Below are 25,576 nucleotides of genomic sequence, written 5' to 3' on the forward strand. Positions count from 1 at the left end.
CGCCTCCTTATCATCAGAACCACTGACCGAAACGTTTGATATAGAAACGCTTCATGCCCTGCGCCACCAGGCAATAGCTGAGCAGCGTCGCGACCAGCCACGGGAAGTAGCTTAGCGGCAGCGGCTCCAGCCCGACCATCGCTCCCACTGGCGAGAACGGAACGTAGATCCCGATCGCCATAATCACCGCGGTAGTGAGTAGCACCGGCAACGTCGCCCGACTCTGAATAAACGGAATTTTCTGCGTTCTCAGCATATGCACGACCAGCGTTTGCGACAGCAGCCCTTCAATAAACCACCCGGACTGGAACAGCGCCTGGGCTTCGACGTTATTCGCCGCAAACACGTACCACATCAGCGCGAAGGTGGTGATATCAAAAATAGACGACGTCGGTCCAATCCACAGCATAAAACGGCCGATGTTCTTCGCATCCCACTTGCGCGGTTTGCGCAAAAATTCGTTGTCCATTTTGTCCCACGGCAGCGAGAGCTGAGAGAGATCGTACATCAGGTTCTGTATCAGCAGATGAATCGCCAGCATCGGCAGGAACGGAATAAACGCGCTGGCCACCAGTACCGAAAAGACGTTGCCGAAGTTAGAACTGGCGGTCATATTCAGATATTTAATGATGTTGCCGAAGGTCTCACGGCCTTTGATCACCCCTTCTTCCAGCACCATCAGATCCTTTTCCAGCAGGATGATATCCGATGCCTCTTTGGCGATATCTGCCGCGCTGTCGACCGAAATGCCTACATCCGCATCGCGCAGGGCCGGCGCATCATTGATGCCGTCGCCGAGAAAACCGACGGTGTGCCCGTTTTTCTGCAGCATTTTCAGGATGCGCGACTTCTGCAGCGGCGTCAGTTTGGCGAATACCGCGCGCTTTTCTACTTCGCGCTCCAGTTCATTATCCGTCATCGCTTCAATCTGGGCCCCGGTCAGGATGCCGTGGGCATCAATGCCCACTTCCAGGCAAATACGCGCCGTAACCACCGGATTATCGCCGGTCAGGACTTTCACCGCCACGCCGTTGTCGCGCAGCGCGGCAATGGCTTTTCCCGCGCTCTCTTTCGGCGGATCGAGGAAAGTCAACATCCCTTCAACCGTCAGTCCCTGCTCATCGGCGGTGCACAGCGGCGTGGTCAGAGCGGAGTCATCCAGCTTGCGAGTTGCGACCAGCAGCACGCGGAAGCCCTGGGCGTTATAATCCTTCGTTTTGGCTAACAGCAGATCGCGTCGGGTTTCATCCAGCGCCACAACGTTATCGCCTTCACGAAGATGCGTGGCGACCATCAGCATCTCTTCGACAGCGCCTTTGCAGATCAGACTTTTGTCACCGTGGCGAACATCTTCCACCGAAACCGATACCCGACGGCGTACAAAATCAAACGGCAGTTCATCCAGTTTGACAAAATGCTCTTTGGTCGCTGACGCAATCCTGCCCTCGCCAAAGCGCAGCACCGCCCGGTCCATCAGGTTGCGCGCCCCGCTCTGGCTACTGCTATTCAGCCAGGCCAGCGTCAGCACCCGGTCGCTCTCATGACCGCTGACATCAAGGTGATGCTCAAGAATGATATTGTCCTGAGTCAGCGTGCCGGTTTTATCGGTACACAGCACGTCCATCGCGCCAAAGTTCTGAATGGCATTCAGCCGCTTGACGATCACTTTGCGCCGCGACATGGCGATAGCGCCTTTCGCCAGGTTAGAGCTGACGATCATCGGCAGCATTTCCGGCGTCAGGCCAACCGCTACCGCCAGGGCAAACAGCGAGGCCTCAACCCAGTCACCTTTGCTGAAGCCGTTAATCAGCAGCACAATCGGTACCATCACCAGCATAAATCGAATCAACAGCCAGCTGACGCTGTTTACCCCGCGATCGAACGCCGTCTGGGTACGCGTGCCAACGATGGATTTCGCCAGCGAGCCAAACCAGGTACGGTTTCCGGTGGCCACCACCACCGCCTGCGCCCTGCCGCTGGTCACGTTAGTGCCCATCAGACAGATGTTGCCCATCTCCAGCAGGCTTTTATTTTTGTTCGGCTCAGGAAGCCTGTCACACCCTTTGCCGGAAACGCTGGCCAGAACATCATACTTCTCAACCGGCAGCGACTCGCCGCTGAGTATCGACTGACTAACAAACAGGTCCCGGGACTCCAGCAAACGGACGTCCGCCGGAACCAGATCCCCTGCTGCCAGGAAGATGATGTCACCGGGCACCAGCTCCTCAATGGCAATCTCCTCCTGCACCGACCCCAGATTCCCGGGACCGCGACGCAGCACGGTAGCCGTGGTGCGGACCATGGATTTCAGCGCCTGCGCCGCTTTGTTGGTACGAAACTCCTGCCAGAAACGCAATAACCCGCTCAGGCTAACCATCGTGACGATAATGATGATCCCGGTCAGGTCGGTCTCTTCGCCGTTACGCAGCGGTAGCCAGTAATCGGTCACGAAGCTGACGGCGGCCAGCGCCATCAGGACATAGATAAACGGGTTATTGAATGCCTGCAAAAGCTGGATTAATGCTGGCGGCGCCTGCTCATGCGCCACTTCATTGCGGCCATATTCATCCAGTCGTTCAAGGGCATCTTCGTTGGTGAGCCCGTGGCGACTGCTGTTTAACCGCGCCAGCGTATGATCCGGGCTGTTAAATGCCTCGGTTTCAATGGCGAAGCTTTTTTTATGCTGCTTATCATTTTCTGACGCAGACCGGTTTATTTTCCGGTTTACTATTTTCATGTCAGTCATGATTAATCCTCAAATTTAAGACGTCGTTATCCCTGCATAAATGATTTATGCATAATTCATTTTTACGTTATTAAACGCTTATTACTTTAATTGCCTGGGAATATTCATCATTCCCTCCTTAGACAAATGATTGTCGGTGTAGAATAGCCGCGAGGTTAACTCCCCTCGACACACCAGCGGACTGACGTAATGTTTTCGTCCCCGCCAACTCTTGACATAATAAGGTCTCGCGCTTTGCGGCAGTCAGTATTACCCACCAGTTCGATGCGAATTTCTTTATGCCCTTGTTCTTTTGCTGCTGTTGACACCAGTCCCTGAAGGCTGAGCGTCATCTCTTTACTGATATTAAGCAATAGCTGACGAATCGCGTTTTCATATTCGCTTTGACAGACAATATTCAGAACGTAGCATTTCTCTTCTTCTGTCGCGCCGGGGATCTGATTAATTCTCTGCGCCGCTTCGCGCAGTAGAATATTGGCGCAGAGGATTATCAGCGTTGCCGCCGCCGCTTGCCAGAACTGGCCCAGTCCACACAGCACGCCAATCGCCGCAGAGCACCACGAGGTTGCAGCGGTATTCAGGCCGCGCACGTTCATGCCTTCACGCATGATGACGCCGGCACCGAGAAAACCAATTCCGGAAACCACCTGCGCGGCAATACGTCCAGGGCTGTCCGGAGAGGTTGAAATGGAGCTCAGAATAAAAACCGCCGCGCCGGTGGCGACCAGCGCGTTAGTGCGCAGGCCGGCCATACGCTGACGCCACTGTCTTTCAGCGCCAATCAGCGCGCCCAATAGCATCGCAGCGAGTAAATTTGCGATATAAGGAAACATCAACATAGCTTCCTCCATTTATGTTGGAAGAATTAACTACGTGCTTTATTAAGCACACGACGAATTGTCGCCGGAAAGGCGATTAACGTCGCGTTGACGGTGGAGGGAATAATGTATTTTTAAACATGAACATGACGATTATCCTCGCAGCCATGCTGCGTTATTCTTTATGGGATGCAATCGTCTGGATGAGGAGATTGCTGCCCGCCGGTAGGCAAGCAGCGCAGAAAAAATTACGTCAGCTTGCCTTTATGTATAAATAAGGGTGACTGTCCAACATATTTCTCCTGTATGAATTTGTGCTCATTATAATCATTCAATTATTCGAGTAAAGTTAAAATCTCGCTTTAGTGACGATTTGTTTAGAATGACCTTAATGCTCAAAGCCCACCCCGGCGCGAACCGGGGTTAATTCACTAATCAAAGACGTCATTAATTATCGACGTCACGATCGCTGCTATCAGCACCTAATCCTGCCCTACCATGCACCAATCATAGCGGGATAGAACTAAGCAGCCTGAAGGCTGCAAATTTAAAAGCTGCCGTCTCCCGGTCCTGTTGTTGCCATACACTACGCGGGATACGCATGACCTGACTACTTTTCTACAGACTGAAAATCAGTATGGCTCAGAATGACGTCGTTTCGCTCACCAGGCGATTCCAGGACATATCCGTCAGGGATTCGACGGTCCGCTGAATCTGCCGCCCGGGTCGATGCCCGGTAAGCGTAGCGCCACCGGGCAACATGACGGTGTTACTGATTTTCGATCAGTAACGCTTCCAGCAGGTCGAGATCGTGCAGCAGTTTTTGCAGCGTTTCATTGCTGATTTCACGCGTGGCGCGCAGGTGATACAGCTCCGCCCGCTCTGAACGCAGCGCCGCGAGACGGAAGCGGCGTTCCAGATTCTCTTCCTGGAGCGAACTCTCAACATCGTTACGCCCGTCGGCACGACGCCGCAGGTTACCGATGACGCGGGAACTCACCTCGGTCAGCAGCTGATTATCAATGTTCTCTTCGGTATCCGCCGCCAGACGCTCTTCCATCTTCTGAATGGCGACAATCGCCACCTCCGCCGTCGCCGCGCGGGCAATCCGCTCCTCTTTCAGTTGCTGAGAATGATCGGCCACTTCCAGATGTTGCAGCAGAATCGGCAGCATAATCACGCCGACAAACAGCGAGAACAGAATCACACCAGCGGCCAGGAAGACCAGTTCGTAGCGCGCCGGGAAGACGTTGCCATCTGGCAGCAGCAGCGGGATAGACAGGACACCCGCGAGGGTGATAGCCCCGCGAACGCCCGCAAAGGAGGCGATCAAAATTTCCCGTGTCGTCCAGGAGCCAAACTCCATCGGTTTCTTTTTCAGGAAACGCATGCTGAAGTTTTTCATCGTCCACAGCCAGCCGAAACGCACCAGCATCAGCGCCACATAAATCAGAATGATATCGGTAAATAGCATCCAGATTTCCACGTTCGGATCGGCCTCCGCTGCCACCAGCGACGACTCGAGAATGCCCGGCAGTTGCAGGCCCAACAGCAAAAAGACCATGCCGTTAAACACAAACTCAAGCATCGCCCAGGTGCTGTTGGCGCGCAGACGCATCGCCAGCGGCGCACGGCGCATCACCCCGGAGCGGGTGATGGTCATCCCGGCGGCGACCGCCGCGAGGATCCCGGAGACGCCGATATGTTCTGCGATCAGGTACGATGCGAACGGCAGCAGGAACAGCAGGACGATTTGCGTCGCTGGCTCATCGCCGCCCCAGCGGCTGAGAAAGCGCAGCGAGCGACCGTACAGCCAACTGACCACAAAGCCCGCGAGGATACCGCCGATCGCCACCTTAAAGAACTCCACCGTCGCGCCGCCGACGGTAAACACCATCGTGCCCATCGCCACCGCAACGGCAAATTTCAAAGATACCAGACCGGAGGCGTCATTCATCAGCGCCTCACCTTGCAGGATGCCCATGATTTTCTTAGGGATCCGCCCTTCACCGACAATACCGGAAAGCGCAACCGCATCGGTTGGCGACAGCACGGCAGCCAGCGCAAAGGCCGGAATCAACGGAATGCCCGGCACCAGCCAGTAAATCAGAAAACCAATCCCGACCACGGTGACCAGCACCAGCGCCAGCGCCAGACCGAAAATCTCTCGCCCATGTTCAAGAAATTCTCGCGTTGGCGTCTTCCAGCCATCCGCAAACAGCAGCGGCGGGATAAACAGAACCAGAAACAGTTCGGGGTCAAATTCTACGTGCAGACCAAACGTGGGCCACGCCAACAGCGCGCCGATAGCAATCTGCATGAGGGGTAAGGGGAGCTGGAAGGGCAATACGCGCGTAAATACCCCGGACAGCGAGACCACAAGGGTCATGATGAGTATTGTGAAGAAGATTTCCATGCGTTCCCTGTTTGCGATGTTTCTTATGTGTTTGAGAGGCGTCGTGCCTCAATTTTGCCTTTCTCAGAGTATCGCAAAAGACAACGAGTGTGTGCTGAAAATAAAAACGGGCGGCAAACGCCACCCGTTTTTCGGAATCACTTTCGGAATCAAATGGCCCAGCCACCGGCATAGAACGCCACCAGCGCCACGGCGATCACTACGGTGCCGATGTTCAGCTTGCGCCATTCACCCGACACCACACGGCCAATCACCAGCGTGGCAAAACCAATCATGATGCCGGTCACGATGTTACAAGTCAGTACAATGAATACTGCCGTCACCAGACCCGCCATCGCATCGACAAAGTCAGCGAAATCGATTTTCGCCACGTTGCTCAGCATCAGCAGACCGACGTACATCAGCGCAGGCGCCGTGGCATACACCGGAACGAGGTAAGAGAGCGGGGAAAGGAACAGGATCAGCAGGAACAGCACGCCAACGGTAATGGCGGTCAGGCCAGTTTTCCCCCCCGCCGCCGTACCGGCTGCCGACTCAATGTAGACTGCTGCCGGCGCCGCACCCACCAGACCGGAGAACACGCTGCTCAGGGAGTCTGTGGTCAGTGCTTTACCGCCGTCAATAATCTGCCCGTCTTTATCCAGCAGATTCGCCTGACCCGCCACGGCACGGATGGTGCCGGTGGCATCAAACACAGCGGTCATTACCAGCGCCAGAACGCTTGGCAGAACAACCGGGTTCAGCGCGCCCATGATATCCAGGCTGCCAATCAGTGATTTACCGGTTTCATCGCTCAGCGACGGCATGGCAAAAATGCCGGAGAATTTCACCGCCGGATCGAAAATCAGACCAACGACAGAAATGCCGATAATAGTCAGCAGAATACCGCCCGGCACTTTCAGTTTCTCCAGACCGATAATTACCGCCAGACCCACCAGCGACATAATCACCGGGAAGGTAGCGAAGTGACCAAGCGCTACGGGCAGACCATCCAGCGGGTTCTTGATAACCAGACCCACGCCGTTCGCCGCAATCAGCAGTAAAAACAGACCGATACCGATGCCGGTACCGTGCGCGATGCCCTGCGGCAAATTACGCAGGATCCAGCTACGGATCCCGGTGGCGGAGATAATGGTAAACAGTACACCCATCAGGAATACCGCACCCAGTGCGACCGGAACGCTAATCTGCTGGCCCAGAACCAGACTGAACGCGGTGAAGGCGGTCAGCGAGATGGCGCAACCAATCGCCAGCGGCAGGTTGGCCCACAACCCCATGACGATAGAGCCCAGACCGGCCACCAGACAGGTCGCGACGAACACCGCCGCGGGCGGGAATCCGGCTTTACCCAGCATGCCAGGCACGACGATAACGGAGTACACCATCGCCAGAAACGTTGTTAAACCTGCCACCACTTCCTGACGGACAGTGCTTCCACGTTGTGAAATTTTAAACCAGGCGTCGAGCGAACCGCCGGTACGCGCTGAAGGCGTAGACATAGAAAACATCCCCTGAGAGTTTATTATTCGTTCTTATGCGTGGTGGACAATCCACTGCCAGCGCAACGTCAACTCCCTGTGCTCTGATCGCGACAAAGAGGGGTGTCGCAAAAAGCAAACGTTTAGCTCCGCGCATAAAAAAACGGGTTGTAAAAAAAGCAAACGATTATCCAGCGATCATACGAGGATTTTCAACTGAACTTTGCCGCTTTTTACTCATTTCTTGCACTAACGCTGAAGAAATCACCAACTGATGCGCAAACGTTATCGTCAATGCGCAATCCGGCAACATAGTTAGCCGGATCGCGTCGCAAATGCAGGAGGCAAGACGGTTAAAAAACCGCCATCAACCACCGGGAATGGCAAAAGGTCCTCCCTGCTGAATGGCACGTTGCCAGGCAGGACGCATTTCCACGCGTTTTTTCCACGCGCTGATATGGGGAAGATCGGCAATACCACCGCGCGCCAGTAGCGCAAAAAGAGGAAAACTCATCTGGATATCCGCCATGCTGAGATGGTCTCCGGCAAACCACAGACGCTCAGCGAGGTGCGCGTCAATAAAGCGCGCGTGGGTTTCCAGTTGCGGATTGAGATACGCTTTTTGTACGCCCTGCCCCAGCGCGCCGCCCAGCGTGCGCAAACCAAACGGCACGGGCGGTTTCCCCAGACTGGTGAAGACCAGCTTCATTAACAGCAACGGCATCAGCGAACCCTCGGCGTAATGCAACCAGAAGCGATACTGGAGAACGGATTGTGCATCAGCCGGTTTAAACTTCCCTTCGCTGTCATAGGTGTCCTGCAAATAGTCGAGAATCGCCCCCGACTCCGCGAGGATCGCGCCGTTATCTTCCACTACGGGGGATTTCCCCAGCGGATGAATTTTCTTCAGCGCCGGCGGAGCGAGCATGTTCTTTTCACGCTGGTAACGCACAATCTGGTAAGGCAGCGATAGCTCCTCCAGCGCCCAGAGAATGCGCTGTGAGCGGGACTGGTTTAAATGATGCACCGTCAGCATGATGTTCTCCCGTCATTTCCTCTTACTCACTCTAGTAAATTATGGGAGATGGCGAAAAAAATTCGCCTAAAAAGTCGCCAGATACACTGGCAAACGGGATAACGCGGCTTACACTTACAGTATCAACACAAACCGGAACCTCCACCACGTGCTCGAATGAGGGGTGTTGACGTCGGGGGAAACCCTCCCGTGAACCAGCGGGATAGAGAGAAAGACAAAGACCGGAAAACAAACTAAAGCGCCCTTGCGGCGCTTTAGTTTTGTTCATCTTCCAGCAGACGCGCGCCCGTACCCTCTTCGCCCAGCCGATCTCCGGGGTTACGTAACGGACAGTCTTTGCGCGACAAGCAGCCACAGCCGATGCAACCATCCAGCTCATCACGCAGCGCCACCAGCGTATGAATGCGACGGTCCAGCTCTTCGCGCCATTGCGAGGAGAGTTGCTTCCACTCTTTAGCGCTGAGGGTATGACCTTCCGGCAACACGCCCAGTGCTTCACTGATAGTCGCCAGTGGGATACCGATTCGCTGAGCAATCTTGATAATCGCGACATAACGCAACACGTCACGCCGGTATCTGCGCTGATTGCCGCTATTGCGGATACTGCTGATAAGCCCCTTGCTTTCATAGAAATGCAATGCGGACACCGCCACGCCGCTACGCTTTGCCACTTCGCCCGGCGTGAGCATCGCTTTTATACGCGGTAATTTCTTTTCCATAAATCGCTTTACCTCAAGTTAACTTGAGGAATTATACTCGCCCGCAGACAAATAGACGAATCGAACACTGAGAAGGAGGCAGCAATATGTCCCATCAGCAAATTATTCAGACCCTTATTGAATGGATTGATGAACATATCGACCAACCGCTGAACATTGATGTGGTCGCGAAAAAATCAGGTTATTCAAAGTGGTATTTACAGAGGATGTTCCGCACAGTAATGCGCCAGACGTTGGGTGACTATATCCGTCAGCGCCGACTGCTGTTGGCCGCCGTTGAGCTGCGCAACACCGAGCGACCGATATTCGATATTGCGATGGATTTAGGTTATGTGTCGCAACAGACATTTTCCCGCGTGTTTCGCCGGGAATTTGATCGCACCCCCAGCGACTACCGCCACCGCCTGTAGTATTACTGCCCGCGCTGCATCAGGAGTGCGGGCGGTTGTTGCAGCCAGTGAATGAAGTCCTGCGGCGGCAGCGCCTTCGCAAAGTGCCACCCCTGACAGTACTGCACCCCGCGTTTAAGCAGCCAGCTCACCTGATCCGCCGTCTCCACGCCTTCTGCGATGGTTTTCAGACGCAGGCTTTGCGCCATCTCAATGATATGTTCCGCAATCAGATGGCTGGTACTGTTGGTGGTCAGCGTATCGATAAAGGACTTGTCGATCTTAAGAATATCAACGTTCAGGGAATAGAGGTTGTGCAGGTTAGAGTAGCCGGTGCCGAAATCATCAATCGCCACTTCATAGCCTGCCTGACGAAATGCCTGGATCACCGGCGTGGTTTTCGGCACATCGATAAATCCTCGCTCGGTCACTTCGACTTTTATTTGTTGCGCAAGCACGCCATGTTCGCGCGCTTTATCCGCGATCATGGCAATCAATCGTGAAGAGTGGAAATCCGATGCGGAAAGGTTGATAGAGATATACAACTGTGGATTTGCAGCCAGAAACGTCCCCATATCACTGAACACTTCTTCCACCACGTAGTCGGTAATCTGCGCGATCATCCCCTCTTTTTCCGCCAGCGGGATAAACTCCGCCGGACTCATCACCTGATCTTTACAACCCGGCCAGCGCAGCAGCGCTTCCGCCCCCACGCATTTCTCGTTTTTGATATCAATGATCGGCTGATAGTGCAGGCAAAGCTGACGCTGTTTAAGCGCGCGCTGGAGCATGCGCCGCGGCGAGTAGTATTGCCGACGCGCCCGAGACCAGAACATTAATAGCAAAATACTGCTGATGACCGCCAACGGAAGCGCGATCAGCAATTGCTGATACAGATTCTGATAAAACCGCTGCATCGAAGTCGACACAATGACCGCTATGGGGCGTTTATCCGATTGGACGACGGTATAAAAACGGTCGTCCTGCCGGAAGACAGACTGATTACGCTGGACCAGTGGCAATAGTTGAGCCGCCCAGGCCTGTTCGCTAAGGGAGAAAAAGGTGTTGGTTACCGTGTCATAGACCCCCCAGGCCAGCTCGGGGTCTTCGGACATCACTTCGCTATATGACAATGGATTGATCACGGCAACATAGTTTCCACGTTGCATATACGTCATTTTATAACCGGTGAAAAAAGGCGTATCGCGAAAGTAATAAATAGCGATATTGGGTTTTCGTTTATAGTTTGCCGTTGGCATAATATAGGGCGCTGACGGTGCCATTACCGTTGAGCATAAAAAACGATCGCCTTGCGCATAAATTAACTCGTTGATATACAGGCGCCCTCGGATAATATTCAACATTCGTTGTTGATGCGCCGGCGTACACGCTTGTCCCTGATACTGTTCAGCGGCATCGCGGGCTAAGTCTGCCTGTAAAACGACCAGTTCTGTTTTATCTAAAGCCAGATGAGCAAAAATGCTCAGTTGCTTACTGGTTTGGGACGTTGCTTGCAGGTGGGCAAACCATAGCGCCAGCATCACGGGGAGCAAAACCACCATGATTATCCCGAGGAACCTCAGCACCTTGCGTCGCACCCGATGATTCATTTCAGCCCTATATCCCTGCATTTCATATGCCTGTTATCATCAAGACAGGATGCTAAATTACACAGGTGGTTACGTTGCATGAATCTATCAATATTAGCAACAGACTTTTATTAGCAAAAGTCTGATATTGCAAGATGGTGATAATATTCGACCATAAAGCAAACCCGCAGTGACGATTAATTTTATTAAGGGTAATCCATTCTGCGAAAGGAGTCGTGTTTTATGAAAGTTTTGTTGGCTCATTCGCAAAATGGAATTAAGTTAAATTTCTATGTCTGCTTATTTTTTGACAATACAAACAAGGTAAAGCCATTGCCTCTTTATTACGTCGCGCTTTTCGGTTGCACCACGGTGAAAGTGTGTCGATCATTGAATCAATAACCATGTTTTTATTAAGGTTATAAAGCAGGCAAAAAAGAAGTCGACAGGCTGGCGAACGGTCGCCTAACCGTGATATAGTTCACAAATATTATGAAACAAAAACAATGTTTCATTCGGTGTTGATATGAATGCCCATCGATAGCCAGAGTGCGCCACGCCTCCCGTGAAAACGCCGCGCTGTCCAGGGCACCTGCTATTCTCAGAGGAAATATTTCATGGCTACCCTAACCACTGGCGTGGTTCTTCTCCGCTGGCAGCTGCTGAGCGCTGTGCTCATGTTTCTCGCCAGCACATTGAATATTCGCTTTCGTCGCTCAGATTACATTGGTCTGGCAGTGATCAGCAGTGGGCTCGGGGTTGTCGCCGCCTGTTGGTTTGCGACGGGATTACTCGGCATCACCCTGATGGATCTCTCCGCCATCTGGAACAACATTGAATCCGTGATGGTTGAAGTAATGAGCCAGACGCCGCCGGAATGGCCGATGGTATTGACCTGATTTCACCTAAGCCTCCCTGACGGAGGCTTTTTTATTGTTTCCAGATAATCCCGTCGGTGTTTGTTGTGGACACACTCGATTCCCCTTCGATTTCAGCAAGCCCGCCTCGATTATTCGCTTATATGGCGCGGCCCGTTTATTCGGCAGGCTGCGCTTCATAATATATTTCCCCGTTGTCTCTGATTTCCCTAATGTCATTATTTTTCAGGATTTAAAAGTTATGTAAGGAAGACTGTTTTTATTATTCTCATCCCAGATATTTTACAAAGAAATAGGTTGAAATACCGCTAATTGCCGCCACAGCGATTGCAAACATAATCAATAAAATCAATCTCTTGGCATTGTATATTCCAAACATAAACACCTCCTTTCCTAAATTTACACTTCCATTTACCCTCATAAAAAACAAGGGAAAATATCATCTTCACTCAAAGATAAAATAATATTTACCGAAATACCATTGATTAATATCAAACATCTTAAGGCATTATTCAAATAGTATGCGCGTGTTTCAAAATATTAAAATTTTATTCTTTGAGGAAATTTACTTTGACCAGAATGCCGAACAGCAATCGTCTCCATTCTGCGCCATGCGCTGGAAAAAAGCCGTACCAGCTAACCGTTGAGGAGGTTCTGAAAAATCAGCAGAGCCAACCTTCCGGGCTGACTCACAATGAGGCCAGCGCACGTCTTGCCAGAGATGGCCTTAACGCACTACCGGAAAAAGCGGGTAAACCCGCCTGGCTACGCTTTCTGGCCCATTTTCACGATGTTCTGATCTACGTCCTGATCGCCGCAGCGGCCCTCACCGCCGTAATGGGGCACTGGGTGGATACAGCCGTCATCCTCGGCGTCGCGGTGATCAACGCCCTGATTGGCCATATTCAGGAAAACAACGCGGAAAAATCGCTGAAAAGCATCCGCAATATGCTCTCCGCATCCGCTGTCGTGGTCCGTAACGGACAACATGAGACGGTCGCGACGACCGATCTGGTTGTCGGCGATATCGTGGTACTGCGTGCGGGTGACCGTATTCCCGCCGATCTTCGTGTCATGGAAGCCCATAACCTGCGGGTTGAAGAGGCTATCCTGACCGGTGAATCCACCGTTGTGGACAAAACGGCAGAGGCGCTGAGTGGCGAACTGCCGCTGGGCGATCGCAAAAACCTGCTGTTCTCTGGCACCACCATCAGCGCCGGGGCGGGGCTTGGCGTGGTAATCGCCACCGGCGAGGCGACGGAACTGGGCCATATCAACCAGATGATGACGGAGATCGAAAAGCACCGTACGCCACTACTGGTGCAGATGGATAAACTCGGTAAAGCGATTTTCGCCCTTATTCTCGCCATGATGCTCGGGCTGTTTATTTTCAGTCTGCTGCTGCGCGATATGCCGATGGGTGAACTGCTGCTTTCGTTAATTAGCCTGGCTGTCGCGGCCGTTCCGGAAGGTTTACCGGCGATTATCTCGATCATCCTGTCGCTGGGCGTACAGACCATGGCCCGCAAACGCGCCATCATCCGCAAACTGCCTACCGTTGAAACGTTGGGTGCCATGTCGGTGATTTGTTCCGACAAAACCGGCACGCTGACCATGAACGAGATGACGGTTAAAGCCATCATCACGGCGGATAAAAATTATCGCGTGCAGGGCAACAGCTACGAACCAACGGGCGAGATCCACGTCGAGGAAAACGACGCGCAGGCAGAGATTGCGCCTGGCAGCCTGCTTGAAAGCTATCTGCGTACTATTGATCTGTGCAACGACAGCCAGTTGATTCGCGATGAACAGGGGCACTGGGGAATTACCGGCGGACCAACGGAAGGGGCGCTGAAAGTGCTGGCCGCCAAGGCCATGCTGCCTGCCGTCGAGAGCGAACTGCGCAGTAAAATCCCGTTCGATTCCCAGTACAAATATATGGCGACGCACTATCGCATCGGCAACGACGAGCGCGTACTGGTGACCGGGGCACCGGATGTGCTGTTTAAACTCTGCCGGTTGCAACAAACCGCGAACGGCACGGAAGCCTTTACCCAGCCGCACTGGGAGGCCGAAATCGCCCGCTATGCCAAAGAAGGTTTGCGGATGGTGGCTGCCGCCTGGAAGCCTGCGCGTGCTGATGCCGATGCGCTGACCCATGACTGTCTGAGTGAGGGGCTCATTTTCCTCGGCATCGCCGGGATGATGGATCCGCCGCGCCCGGAAGCCATTGCGGCGATCGGTGCCTGCCAGCAAGCCGGGATCCGCGTCAAAATGATCACCGGCGATCACCCGCAAACCGCCATGAGCATTGGCGGCATGTTGGGTATCCATAACAGCACACATGCGGTGACGGGCTATGAACTCGAGCAGATGGATGAGGCTGAACTTGCCGAAGCGGCCGTCACCTACGATATCTTTGCCCGTACCAGCCCGGAGCATAAGCTGCGTCTGGTAAAAGCCCTGCAAGAAAAAGGCGAGATCGTCGGCATGACCGGGGATGGTGTCAACGACGCGCCGGCGCTGAAGCAGGCCGATGTAGGCATCGCGATGGGTATTAAAGGTACCGAAGTGACGAAAGAGGCCGCCGACATGGTGCTGACGGATGATAACTTCGCGACCATTGCCAGCGCGGTACAGGAAGGGCGCCGCGTCTACGACAACCTGAAGAAAACCATCCTGTTTATCATGCCCACTAACCTGGCGCAGGGTCTGCTGATCATCGTCGCGCTGCTGGCGGGTAATCTGATCCCGCTGACGCCAGTGCTGATCCTGTGGATGAACATGGCAACCTCCGCCACGCTGTCATTCGGTCTGGCGTTTGAAGCCGGTGAGCGCAACATCATGCGCCGCCCACCGCGCCAGAGTAATGAGAACGTGATGGATGGCTTTGCTATCTGGCGCGTAGGGTTTGTCGGTACGCTAATTGCCGCCTGTGCCTTTATGCTGGAAGCTTGGCTGCAGCCGCGCGGTCACAGCCCGGAATTCATCCGCACGGTCCTGTTGCAAACGCTGGTGACGGCGCAGTGGGTGTACATGCTTAACTGCCGCGTTTCCGATGGCTTCTCGCTGGGTCGCGGTCTGCTGATGAATAAAGGCATCTGGCTGGTCAGCGGTATTCTGTTACTGCTGCAGTTGGCGATTATCTACGTGCCGTTCCTGCAAATGTTGTTTGGTACGGAAGCCCTGCCGCTACGCTACTGGGGAATTACCTTTGCCATCGGCATCGCGCTGTTCTTCATTGTTGAGATTGAGAAACCCCTCACCCGCAAATACCGCCGGAACTAACCGGCGGTATCCGGCAATAAAAAGGCCTCCCAAAACCGGAGGCCTTTTTCGTCTACGATGACGGATTAACGAACAACCATTACCGGCACCTTTGCGTAACGCAAAATATTAGCGGCTGCCGAGCCCAGCAGATGGGTGGCAATCCCCGGTTTGCGTGAGCCGATAATAATCATTTCGGCATTATGCGCCGCTGCCGCGTCATTCACCTCATCGCGAATATTGCCGTGTCGGACTTCAAAGCGAATCCTCTCCAGCGGCGTTTTGAATTTTCTCGCCAGCGCGAGCATTTTCTCCTGCGCATCGTTGGTCATGTACTCTTCGTATTTTTTGATATCCGAAGCAAAGCCGCGCATTGGCGACGCCTGCAGCTTAGGGAAAACGTGCAGCAGATGTAGCACGCCCTCTTCTTTATTGAGCATGTGATCGGCCCAGGCAATCGCTTTGTCAGAAAGGTCCATCGCCAGAATATCAACCGGCATTAAAATGGATTTGTTCATTCTAATTTCCTTATGTTCGCTGACAGGCTGATCGTGTTTCCCTGAAAAGCCCGGCAAGGTTCAGTCTTAATGGGTGAAAGTTGCGAACGCAGGATAATCGATAATCGTCGTCACGATTTGATCTCAGGCAGTTTATTTATCTTCCTGATAACTCTGCAGATTTATTTACGTAGCGTGAGAAAAACTGACAAAAAAATATCCTCCGGCATAGCCGGAGGTTTTTCTGATGCGCCGATAAGGCTCTGTTACTAGCCGCGCCCTAACAGGCGCATACGATCTGACATTTGCATCAGACTACTTTTCCCTTTCAGATACGCCATAAAGCCGTATACGCTCATTTTTGGTGGGATCTCCACAAGCATATGGATATGATCTGCACAGTATTCCGCTTCCAGGATTCGTACGTTTTTCCACTCACACAGCTTTCTTAAGATGCTGCCTACCGCCCTGCGTTTCTCTCCGTAGAACGCTTGTCTTCGGTATTTTGGCGCAAAAACTATATGATATTTACAGTTCCATCGGGTGTGCGCTAAGCTCTTTTCGTCCCTCATTGGGATCCCCTTTTGATTTCTTGTTTAACTTTTGCAGTTGCCAGACCGCAAGGGGTTTTAATAACTGTCTCAAAATTGAAAGCTTTCCGGAACCTCCAGCCTGGCTGGGGTTTTATACGTACAAAAAAGCCCCGTCAGAAACGGGGCTTTTCTATTTTTATTTAGCACAGCGCTAAACTGGCTTGATCAGAACGGGATATCGTCGTCGAAATCCATTGGTGGTTCATTAGACGGTGCTGCTGGGGCAGACTGCTGCTGCGGGCGAGACTGCGCGCCGCCGCTGAACTGGTTGCCACCCTGTGGCTGCTGAGGTTGACCCCAACCACCCTGTTGCTGCTGACCGCCTGCCGGTGCGCCACCACCCTGACGACCACCCAGCATCTGCATGGTACCACCAACATTCACCACCACTTCCGTGGTGTATTTCTCTACGCCGGACTGATCGGTCCATTTACGGGTACGCAACTGACCTTCAATGTAGACCTGAGAACCTTTACGCAGATATTCGCTGGCTACTTCCGCCAGTTTGCCGAACAGCACAACACGGTGCCATTCTGTCTGCTCTTTCATTTCACCGGTCTGCTTGTCACGCCAGGATTCGGAAGTAGCCAGCGTGATGTTGGCAACTGCGCCACCATTCGGCATGTAGCGTACTTCCGGGTCCTGGCCCAGATTACCCACGAGAATAACCTTATTTACGCCTCTGCTGGCCATGATCGAGTCTCCTGAAAACGTTTCTTAATAAGTGTAAACGCGCGATTGTAGCATTACCAATAGCGAATTTACTATGTTGCGACGCGGATTCCGCGAAACAACCTCAGCCGGACATTGTTACATAAGACTCTGCGTTTTGCATTCCAATACTGTATATCCATTCAGGTTTTATTGTGTCATAATTAACCGTTTGTGATCGCCGGTAGCACCCTGCTGCGCCGGGCAAAAAAGCGTTTAATCCGGGAAAGGTGAATGGATAAGATCGAAGTTCGGGGCGCCCGCACCCATAATCTCAAAAACATCAACCTCGTCATCCCCCGCGACAAACTGATTGTCGTGACCGGGCTTTCGGGGTCAGGCAAATCCTCGCTCGCTTTCGACACCTTGTATGCCGAAGGGCAGCGTCGTTACGTTGAATCCCTTTCTGCCTATGCGCGTCAGTTTCTGTCGTTAATGGAAAAGCCGGATGTCGATCATATTGAGGGGCTGTCTCCCGCCATCTCAATTGAACAGAAATCGACGTCCCATAATCCGCGCTCGACGGTCGGCACCATTACCGAAATCCACGACTACCTGCGTCTGCTGTTTGCCCGCGTTGGCGAACCGCGCTGCCCGGATCACGATGTTCCGCTGGCGGCGCAGACCGTAAGCCAGATGGTGGATAACGTTCTGTCGCAGCCGGAGGGCAAACGCCTGATGCTGCTGGCCCCGGTGATTAAAGAGCGTAAGGGCGAGCACACCAAAACGCTGGAAAACCTGGCAAGCCAGGGTTATATCCGCGCCCGTATCGATGGTGAAGTGTGTGACCTCTCCGATCCGCCAAAGCTGGAACTGCAGAAGAAACACACTATCGAGGTGGTGATCGATCGTTTCAAAGTGCGTGACGATCTCAGCACTCGTCTGGCGGAATCGTTTGAGACTGCGCTGGAGCTTTCCGGCGGGACGGCGGTGGTTGCCGATATGGACGACGAAAAAGCAGAAGAACTGCTCTTTTCCGCCAACTTCGCCTGCCCAATCTGCGGTTACAGCATGCGCGAACTGGAACCACGCCTGTTCTCCTTTAACAACCCGGCGGGCGCCTGCCCGACCTGCGATGGGCTCGGCGTACAGCAATATTTCGACCCCGATCGCGTGATCCAGAACCCTGAGCTGTCGCTAGCGGGCGGGGCCATTCGCGGTTGGGATCGCCGGAACTTCTATTACTTCCAGATGCTGAAATCGCTGGCAGAACACTACAAGTTTGATGTTGAAGCCCCGTGGGCCAGCCTGAGCGCAAACGTACACAAAGTGGTGCTGTACGGTTCTGGTAAAGAGAGTATTGAATTCAAATACATGAACGATCGTGGCGATACCTCCGTGCGTCGCCATCCGTTTGAAGGCGTACTGCACAACATGGAACGCCGCTATAAAGAGACGGAATCCAGCGCCGTTCGTGAAGAGTTAGCCAAGTTCATCAGCAACCGCCCGTGCGCCAGTTGTGAAGGAACCCGTCTTAAGCGCGAAGCGCGCCACGTCTTCGTTGAAAATACCCCGCTGCCGACCATTTCCGACATGAGCATCGGCCATGCGATGGACTTCTTCAACAATCTCAAACTCGCCGGTCAGCGGGCGAAGATTGCAGAGAAAATCCTCAAAGAGATTGGCGACCGCCTCAAGTTCCTGGTCAACGTTGGCCTCAACTATCTGACGCTGTCCCGTTCCGCGGAAACGCTCTCCGGCGGCGAAGCCCAGCGTATTCGACTGGCAAGCCAGATTGGCGCCGGTCTGGTCGGCGTGATGTACGTGCTGGATGAGCCGTCCATCGGCCTTCACCAGCGCGATAACGAACGTCTGCTGGGGACGCTGATCCACCTGCGCAATCTCGGCAATACCGTAATTGTGGTGGAGCACGATGAAGATGCGATTCGCGCCGCCGACCACGTGATTGATATCGGTCCGGGTGCCGGCGTCCACGGCGGCGAAGTGGTTGCCGAAGGTCCGCTGGAAGCGATTATGGCGGTGCCGGAGTCCCTGACCGGCCAGTACATGAGCGGCAAACGCAAGATTGAAGTGCCGAAACAGCGCGTTCCCGCAAACCCGGAGAAAGTGCTGAAACTGACCGGCGCGCGCGGTAACAACCTGAAAGACGTGACGTTGACGCTGCCGGTCGGCCTGTTCACCTGCATCACCGGCGTGTCCGGTTCCGGTAAATCGACTCTGATTAACGATACGCTGTTCCCGATTGCACAGCGCCAGTTGAACGGTGCGACGATCGCCGAACCGGCGCCGTACCGCGATGTGCAGGGGCTGGAGCATTTCGATAAGGTCATCGACATCGATCAGAGCCCGATTGGACGTACACCGCGTTCCAACCCGGCAACGTACACGGGCGTGTTTACGCCAGTACGTGAGCTGTTTGCTGGCGTACCGGAATCACGCTCACGCGGCTATACGCCGGGGCGTTTCAGTTTTAACGTTCGCGGCGGGCGTTGCGAAGCCTGTCAGGGCGATGGCGTAATTAAAGTCGAAATGCACTTCCTGCCAGATATTTACGTGCCGTGCGACCAGTGCAAAGGCAAGCGCTATAACCGCGAAACGCTGGAGATTAAGTACAAGGGCAAAACCATCCACGAAGTGCTGGATATGACTATCGAAGAAGCACGTGAATTCTTTGATGCCGTCCCGGCGCTGGCACGTAAGCTGCAAACCCTGATGGATGTCGGTTTGACCTACATTCGTCTCGGCCAGTCGGCGACAACGCTCTCCGGCGGTGAAGCCCAGCGTGTGAAGCTGGCGCGCGAACTGTCGAAACGCGGCACCGGCCAGACGCTCTATATTCTGGATGAACCGACTACGGGTCTGCATTTTGCCGATATCCAGCAATTGCTGGACGTGCTCCATCAGTTACGCGATCAGGGCAATACCATCGTAGTGATTGAGCACAACCTGGACGTCATCAAAACGGCGGACTGGATCGTGGATCTCGGTCCAGAAGGCGGTAGCGGCGGTGGGGAAATCCTCGTCTCCGGTACGCCGGAAACCGTGGCGGAATGTGAAGCCTCACACACGGCCCGCTTCCTGAAACCGATGCTGTAAAAGACAAAACGCCGTTCATCTTCCGCACTGAACGGCGTTTTTTACGGCTGTACCAGCAGCTTGCGTTTCTCTTCCGGCAGCGTATTCACCGCCTGTTGGTACGAAGCATCCACCAGATAATAAATTTGTGAATCCGGCAGCGAGCCGTCGAGGTAGACGGTGCTCCAGTGTGCCTTATTGAGATGTCGGCTCGGACGCACATCACTGTGCTGCTGGCGTAACAATTCCGCCAGTTCGGGGCTGGTTTTCAGAGATACCGCCGGGCGACCTTCCACCTCTTTCACCATGGCAAAGAGCACATCTTCAACTTTGATTTGTGTGGCTTTCCAGTCACTGTGCACACTCTGCTCCGCGCCGATTTTCGCCATGCAGTATTGCAGTAACTCCGAATTGGTCATCGTTAATCCCCTCGCAAGCGTAATACTCCACTGAAATGTCATCTATTCAGTGTGCAGCAAGACAGCAAAAGGTAAAAGCTGGCAGATCAATTTTGTTTAAAAAAACAGCAGACGCTCAGCCGCCGGTTAATACTCCGAATTTACGATCACCTCTTCACCATACGCACCAGCCTGCGGCAACGGTCTGTAGGTCGAGTTTGAGGCGCGCAGAATACGGATCCCACGGATGCCCGCATCACGCGCGGCGGTAATGTCGTTATCCGAGTCGCCATAGAACATGCGGATATTTTTATCCTGCAGCCACTGCGTTTTGGTGTTCTGACCCGGCTTGTCTCCGGCAAAAATCACCGGATTCATATTTGCCGCCGGAATGTGGAAGTTATCTGCCAGCGTTTTCGATACGGTCTCGGTTTTGGTCGGCGAACGACCGGTGATAAAAAAGATGCTGTCGCCACGACGGACGTGCATGTCGATCAACTGACGCGCGACCTCTTTTGGAATACTGAACTCATCCCAGCCGTTGTTCATTTTCTCCCAGAATGCCGGGTTCTTCAGATACGCCTCGCTGTCCGGGGACCAGGTTTTCTTTCCACGCCAGAAACCAGGACTGGAAAACAGCACAGTATCATCAATATCAAAACCGACGGCCATTGGCGGACGACCGGTCAGCGTGTTTTCGATCTGCGCCACGGAAACCCAGTGAACAGGAGCTTGTTCCGCGAGTTTCGCAACGTTAGTACCGGGATTTAATGGGGAAGGTGAAGAAGCCAGCGCGCTGGCAGGATGGTTCAACGTGAAAAGTAAGCAGATGGCGCTCAACGCCAGTGTGATCTTTCGCATATTTTTCCCTTTTAAGTCATTTAGTTATGATTTTATTAGTACGACTATTCGACAAACTCTCTGACCATAACCCCAGCGGCAGATGAAAGGAAGGATTTTCTGCGGTTTAACCCTGGAAAAAGAGGAGGATCACATATAGAAGGAAAAAGGCCGGTTCAACCGGCCTGAGAGGAATTACATGACCGCAGCAAAGGCCTTCGCTACACGCTGCACATTCGCCACGTTCAGACCGGCCACGCACATACGCCCGCTGGCGATCAGATAGACGCCAAACTCGTCGCGCAGGCGATCGACCTGAGCCGCGCTTAGCCCGGTGTAGCTGAACATGCCGCGCTGTTGCAGCAGATAGTCGAAATTACGGCCCGGAATGGTGGCGGTTAGCACGTTCACCAGCTCCTGACGCATGGCCAGAATACGGGTTCGCATTGCCTCCACTTCCGCCAGCCAACTGGCTTTCAGCGCGTCATCGCCGAGCACCGTCGCGACCACCTGCGCCCCAAAGTTCGGCGGGCTGGAGTAATTACGACGTACGGTCGCCTTCAGTTGCCCCAGTACGCGGCCTGCGGTGGAGGCATCTTCACAGACGACAGAAAGCCCACCGACACGCTCGCCGTACAGAGAGAAGATTTTCGAGAATGAGTTGCTGACCAGGGCAGGCAGTCCGGCGCTGGCAATCGCACGGATAGCATAAGCATCATCATCCATACCAGCGCCAAAGCCCTGATAAGCAATGTCGAGGAACGGGATCAGATCATTCGCTTTCAGGATCTCAATCACCGCATCCCATTGCGCGTGCGTTAAATCCGCACCCGTCGGGTTATGGCAGCAAGGATGCAACAGGACGATACTGCGCGCAGGCAGCGTTTTCAGGGTCGCCAGCAGATCGTTGAAACGCACGCCGTTGGTGGCATTGTCGTACCAGGGATAGGTGCTGACGGTAAATCCAGCCCCTTCAAAAATCGCGATATGGTTTTCCCACGTCGGATCGCTGACCCACACGCCGGAATCCGGGAAATAGCGCTTGAGGAAATCGGCCCCCACTTTCAGCGCGCCAGAACCGCCCAATGTCTGGATCGTCGCCACACGCTGCTGCTGGAGAACCGGATGATCAGCCCCAAACAGCAATGGCGCGATAGTATGACGATAGGTATTCAACCCTTCCATCGGCAGATACAGCGAAGCGCCGTGCGGCTGCGCGTTAAGACGCGCTTCGGCTTCCGCCACCGCTTTCAACTGCGGGATAATCCCGTCTTCGTTGTAATACAGACCGATACTCAGATTCACTTTGTCACTACGCGGATCTTCTTTGAACCGCTCCATGAGCGACAGAATCGGGTCGCCAGCGTAGGCGTCAACTTTTTGAAACACGCGATGGTTCTCCAGGTTTACAGGCAGGGGTTAAGACACAATAAACCGGATGGAGAGGAAGATCGAGCGCCTGGTGGGAATATTGCCGGATAAGGCGTTTACACCGCCATCCGGCACTCCACACGCCCGCTTAATCGATATACTTCATTGCCACCCGTGAAGTCAGGCGGGTAATCAGCTCGTAAGCACTGACTTTAGTCATCGCCGCAATGCGTTCCACCGGGAGTCCCTCTCCCCATAAAATCACCGGGTCACCGGCCAGGTCTGTCGCCTGCGGCCCGAGATCAACGCAAATCATGTCCATCGCTACGCGACCCACAATCGGTACTTCGCGACCGTTCACCAACACCGGCGTACCGGATGGCGCAGCGCGCGGATAACCATCGCCATAGCCCATCGCCACGACGCCAAGACGTGTATCACGTTCGCTGATCCATGTTCCGCCATAGCCTACCGGCTCGCCCGCTTTATGCTCGCGCACGGCAATCAGGCTGGAAGTCAGCGACATGACCGGCTGGCAGCCAAAATCGGCCCCTGTGGACTGGTTTTCCAGCGGCGACACGCCGTAGAGAATAATGCCAGGACGAACCCAGTCAAAATGCGACTGCGGCCAGAGTAAAATCCCGCCGGAGGCGGCAATCGAGCGTTGACCCGCTTTGCCTTCACAAAAGGTATTGAACACATCAAGCTGCCGTTCGGTCGCTCCACATTCCGGCTCGTCCGCACGGGCAAAATGGCTGACGATATTAACTGGTTGGCGCACGTTTTTACATTGCGTCAGGCGCTGCCAGAAGGCGTCCGCTTCTTCAGGAAGCACGCCCAGACGATGCATACCGGTGTCGAGTTTCATCCACACGGTCACCGGTTCATCCAGTTCGGCGGCTTCCAGCGCGGCCAGTTGTTCCTGGTTATGGACCGCCGTATGCAGGTGTTGTGCGGAAATGGTGGGCAGATCGGATGCCTCAAAAAAGCCTTCCAGCAGCAGGATGGGTTGCGTGATCCCCCCTGCTCGCAGACGTAAAGCTTCTTCGAGACGCGCCACACCAAAAGCGTCAGCATCGGGGAGCGTTCGCGCGGTCTCTAACAGACCGTGTCCGTAAGCGTTCGCTTTCACGACCGCAACCAGCTTGCTGGCAGGCGCCAGTTCACGCAGACGTTGCAGGTTGTGTCGCAGAGCGCGGCGGTTAATAACTACAGTTGCCGCTTGCATTGTCATTCCTTGCCTTAATAAAGAAATAATCTTCTCAATCAGTTGCGTCACAGCAAGACGGTCAACGCCGCTGCGGCACAAAAGATGACGAGGATTTACTCGTCGTCGTACTGCGGTCCCGCATAATTATCGAAGCGCGACCATTGTCCGTTAAAGGTCAGTCGCACCGTCCCGATGGGGCCGTTACGCTGCTTACCAATGATGATTTCCGCAATCCCTTTCAGGTCGCTGTTCTCGTGATAAACCTCGTCACGATAGATAAACATGATCAAGTCGGCATCCTGTTCAATGGAGCCGGATTCACGCAGGTCGGAGTTGACCGGGCGCTTATCAGCACGTTGTTCCAGCGAGCGGTTAAGCTGCGACAGCGCCACGACCGGCACATGCAGTTCTTTTGCCAGCGCTTTCAGCGAGCGGGAAATTTCAGCAATCTCCAGCGTACGGTTGTCGGACAGCGATGGCACGCGCATCAATTGCAGGTAGTCGATCATAATCAGCCCGATACCGCCATGTTCGCGAGCGATACGGCGCGCGCGGGAGCGCACTTCCGTTGGCGTCAGACCGGAGGAGTCATCAATATAGATGTTACGTTTTTCCAGCAGAATGCCCATCGTGCCGGAAATGCGCGCCCAGTCCTCATCGTCCAGTTGCCCGGTACGAATACGGGTCTGATCCACGCGGGACAGCGAGGCCAGAGAACGCATCATAATCTGTTCAGAGGGCATCTCAAGACTGAAGATAAGAACCGGTTTATCCTGCAACATCGCCGCATTTTCGACGAGGTTCATCGCAAATGTGGTTTTACCCATTGACGGACGCGCCGCGACGATTATCAGATCCGAGGGCTGCAGGCCTGCGGTCTTTTTGTTGAGATCGTCATAGCCGGTGTTAACCCCCGTCACCCCGTCGTGCGGTTGCTGGAACAGTTGTTCGATACGCGCAACGGTCGCGTCGAGCACATCGGCAATGTTTTTCGGGCCTTCGTCTTTATTGGCGCGGCTTTCCGCGATTTTAAAGACGCGGGACTCGGCGAGATCGAGGAGATCCTCACTGGTGCGCCCCTGCGGATCAAAACCCGCATCCGCAATTTCATGGGCGACGGCAATCATGTCGCGCACCACCGCACGTTCGCGAACAATATCCGCATAGGCGCTGATATTCGCGGCACTTGGCGTATTTTTGGAGAGTTCAGCCAGATACGCAAAACCGCCGACGCTGTCCAGTTGCCCTTGTCGCTCCAGCGATTCCGCGAGCGTAATCAGGTCTATCGGACTGCCGGTTTCCTGCAACCGCCCCATTTCTGTGAAGATGTGACGATGTGGACGGGTATAAAAATCTTCCGCTACCACGCGCTCGGCGACATCGTCCCAGCGCTCGTTATCCAGCATTAAACCGCCCAACACCGACTGTTCCGCTTCAATCGAGTGCGGCGGTACTTTCAGTCCGGCAACCTGTGGGTCGCGATCACGGACATCAGTCTGTTGTTTGTTGAAGGGTTTATTTCCTGCCATAGTGAATGGAGTTACCGAGATAAAAGTGAGTTGACGCTAATCTTCCGATGATACT

Annotated in this window: 19 protein-coding genes and 1 pseudogene; 5 read left to right on the forward strand and 15 right to left on the reverse strand. The window is 53.9% G+C overall.

From position 1 onward, the window contains the following. Nucleotides 1-13: 13 nt before the first annotated feature. Nucleotides 14-2,746 (reverse strand): magnesium-translocating P-type ATPase, encoded by a 2,733-nt coding sequence (gene mgtA / locus KI228_RS20180; RefSeq protein WP_061069529.1) that lies wholly within the window; start codon nt 2,744-2,746, stop codon nt 14-16. Nucleotides 2,747-2,901: 155 nt separating this feature from the next. Continuing rightward, nucleotides 2,902-3,597, reverse strand: coding sequence for an MgtC family protein (locus KI228_RS20185; RefSeq protein ID WP_141227667.1), 696 nt, complete (start codon nt 3,595-3,597; stop codon nt 2,902-2,904). A 107-nt stretch (nt 3,598-3,704) separates the two neighbouring features. On the opposite strand from KI228_RS20185, the gene KI228_RS20190 reads away from it, so the two are divergent. Continuing rightward, the gene (locus tag KI228_RS20190) at nt 3,705-3,842 is read left to right on the forward strand and encodes a hypothetical protein (protein ID WP_155273573.1); all 138 of its coding nucleotides are present in this window, start codon (nt 3,705-3,707) and stop codon (nt 3,840-3,842) included. A 491-nt stretch (nt 3,843-4,333) separates the two neighbouring features. Here KI228_RS20190 and KI228_RS20195 read toward each other — a convergent pair whose 3' ends face one another. From KI228_RS20195 to soxR, 4 genes are all read right to left on the reverse strand, one after another. Continuing rightward, nucleotides 4,334-5,980: a Na+/H+ antiporter gene (locus KI228_RS20195; RefSeq protein ID WP_042999051.1), complete on the reverse strand. Its 1,647-nt coding sequence runs from the start codon at nt 5,978-5,980 to the stop codon at nt 4,334-4,336. Between the two features lie 149 nt (nt 5,981-6,129). Continuing rightward, complete coding sequence (ghxP, locus tag KI228_RS20200) at nt 6,130-7,479, reverse strand: guanine/hypoxanthine transporter GhxP (protein WP_042321123.1); 1,350 nt, start codon at nt 7,477-7,479, stop codon at nt 6,130-6,132. Nucleotides 7,480-7,825: 346 nt separating this feature from the next. Further along, a complete protein-coding gene (locus tag KI228_RS20205) occupies nt 7,826-8,494 on the reverse strand; it encodes a glutathione S-transferase family protein (protein ID WP_042999050.1) in 669 nt (222 codons plus the stop codon). 254 nt (nt 8,495-8,748) lie between these two features. Then, nucleotides 8,749-9,213, reverse strand: coding sequence for a redox-sensitive transcriptional activator SoxR (soxR, locus tag KI228_RS20210; RefSeq protein ID WP_042321119.1), 465 nt, complete (start codon nt 9,211-9,213; stop codon nt 8,749-8,751). Between the two features lie 86 nt (nt 9,214-9,299). Between soxR and soxS the strand changes: the two genes are divergently transcribed. After that, nucleotides 9,300-9,623: a superoxide response transcriptional regulator SoxS gene (gene soxS, locus KI228_RS20215; RefSeq protein ID WP_042321117.1), complete on the forward strand. Its 324-nt coding sequence runs from the start codon at nt 9,300-9,302 to the stop codon at nt 9,621-9,623. A 2-nt stretch (nt 9,624-9,625) separates the two neighbouring features. Here soxS and KI228_RS20220 read toward each other — a convergent pair whose 3' ends face one another. Beyond that, a complete protein-coding gene (locus tag KI228_RS20220; RefSeq protein ID WP_042999049.1) occupies nt 9,626-11,212 on the reverse strand; it encodes an EAL domain-containing protein in 1,587 nt (528 codons plus the stop codon). Between the two features lie 596 nt (nt 11,213-11,808). Between KI228_RS20220 and KI228_RS20225 the strand changes: the two genes are divergently transcribed. Continuing rightward, nucleotides 11,809-12,090: a YjcB family protein gene (locus KI228_RS20225; RefSeq protein ID WP_042999048.1), complete on the forward strand. Its 282-nt coding sequence runs from the start codon at nt 11,809-11,811 to the stop codon at nt 12,088-12,090. A gap of 558 nt (nt 12,091-12,648) precedes the next feature. Further along, on the forward strand, nt 12,649-15,357 hold the full coding sequence (locus KI228_RS20230) for a cation-transporting P-type ATPase (protein WP_042999047.1): 2,709 nt from the start codon (nt 12,649-12,651) through the stop codon (nt 15,355-15,357). Between the two features lie 65 nt (nt 15,358-15,422). On the opposite strand, the gene KI228_RS20235 is transcribed toward KI228_RS20230, so the two are convergent. The 3 genes and pseudogenes from KI228_RS20235 to ssb1 form a co-directional block, all read right to left on the reverse strand. Then, a complete protein-coding gene (locus tag KI228_RS20235) occupies nt 15,423-15,854 on the reverse strand; it encodes a universal stress protein (RefSeq protein ID WP_042999046.1) in 432 nt (143 codons plus the stop codon). A 287-nt stretch (nt 15,855-16,141) separates the two neighbouring features. Continuing rightward, a pseudogene (gene tnpA, locus KI228_RS20240) lies at nt 16,142-16,405 on the reverse strand (IS200/IS605 family transposase); the annotation flags it as partial. A gap of 186 nt (nt 16,406-16,591) precedes the next feature. Further along, nucleotides 16,592-17,119 (reverse strand): single-stranded DNA-binding protein SSB1, encoded by a 528-nt coding sequence (gene ssb1, locus KI228_RS20245; protein WP_042999045.1) that lies wholly within the window; start codon nt 17,117-17,119, stop codon nt 16,592-16,594. Nucleotides 17,120-17,371: 252 nt separating this feature from the next. Here ssb1 and uvrA point away from each other — a divergent pair, with 252 nt between their 5' ends. After that, entirely contained in the window at nt 17,372-20,194 is a 2,823-nt protein-coding gene (gene uvrA, locus KI228_RS20250; RefSeq protein WP_042999044.1) for an excinuclease ABC subunit UvrA, read from the forward strand. Nucleotides 20,195-20,235: 41 nt separating this feature from the next. Here uvrA and KI228_RS20255 read toward each other — a convergent pair whose 3' ends face one another. The 5 genes from KI228_RS20255 to dnaB form a co-directional block, all read right to left on the reverse strand. Then, nucleotides 20,236-20,592, reverse strand: coding sequence for an MmcQ/YjbR family DNA-binding protein (locus KI228_RS20255; RefSeq protein ID WP_042999043.1), 357 nt, complete (start codon nt 20,590-20,592; stop codon nt 20,236-20,238). Between the two features lie 126 nt (nt 20,593-20,718). Then, nucleotides 20,719-21,432 (reverse strand): acid phosphatase AphA, encoded by a 714-nt coding sequence (gene aphA, locus KI228_RS20260; protein WP_042999042.1) that lies wholly within the window; start codon nt 21,430-21,432, stop codon nt 20,719-20,721. Nucleotides 21,433-21,606: 174 nt separating this feature from the next. Next, complete coding sequence (gene tyrB / locus KI228_RS20265; RefSeq protein WP_044257367.1) at nt 21,607-22,800, reverse strand: aromatic amino acid transaminase; 1,194 nt, start codon at nt 22,798-22,800, stop codon at nt 21,607-21,609. A 130-nt stretch (nt 22,801-22,930) separates the two neighbouring features. Continuing rightward, nucleotides 22,931-24,010, reverse strand: coding sequence for an alanine racemase (alr, locus tag KI228_RS20270; protein ID WP_054176724.1), 1,080 nt, complete (start codon nt 24,008-24,010; stop codon nt 22,931-22,933). 95 nt (nt 24,011-24,105) lie between these two features. Further along, nucleotides 24,106-25,521: a replicative DNA helicase gene (gene dnaB / locus KI228_RS20275; RefSeq protein ID WP_042321088.1), complete on the reverse strand. Its 1,416-nt coding sequence runs from the start codon at nt 25,519-25,521 to the stop codon at nt 24,106-24,108. Nucleotides 25,522-25,576 lie beyond the last annotated feature (55 nt).

The organism is Citrobacter amalonaticus (assembly GCF_018323885.1).
Taxonomy (GTDB): domain Bacteria; phylum Pseudomonadota; class Gammaproteobacteria; order Enterobacterales; family Enterobacteriaceae; genus Citrobacter_A; species Citrobacter_A amalonaticus.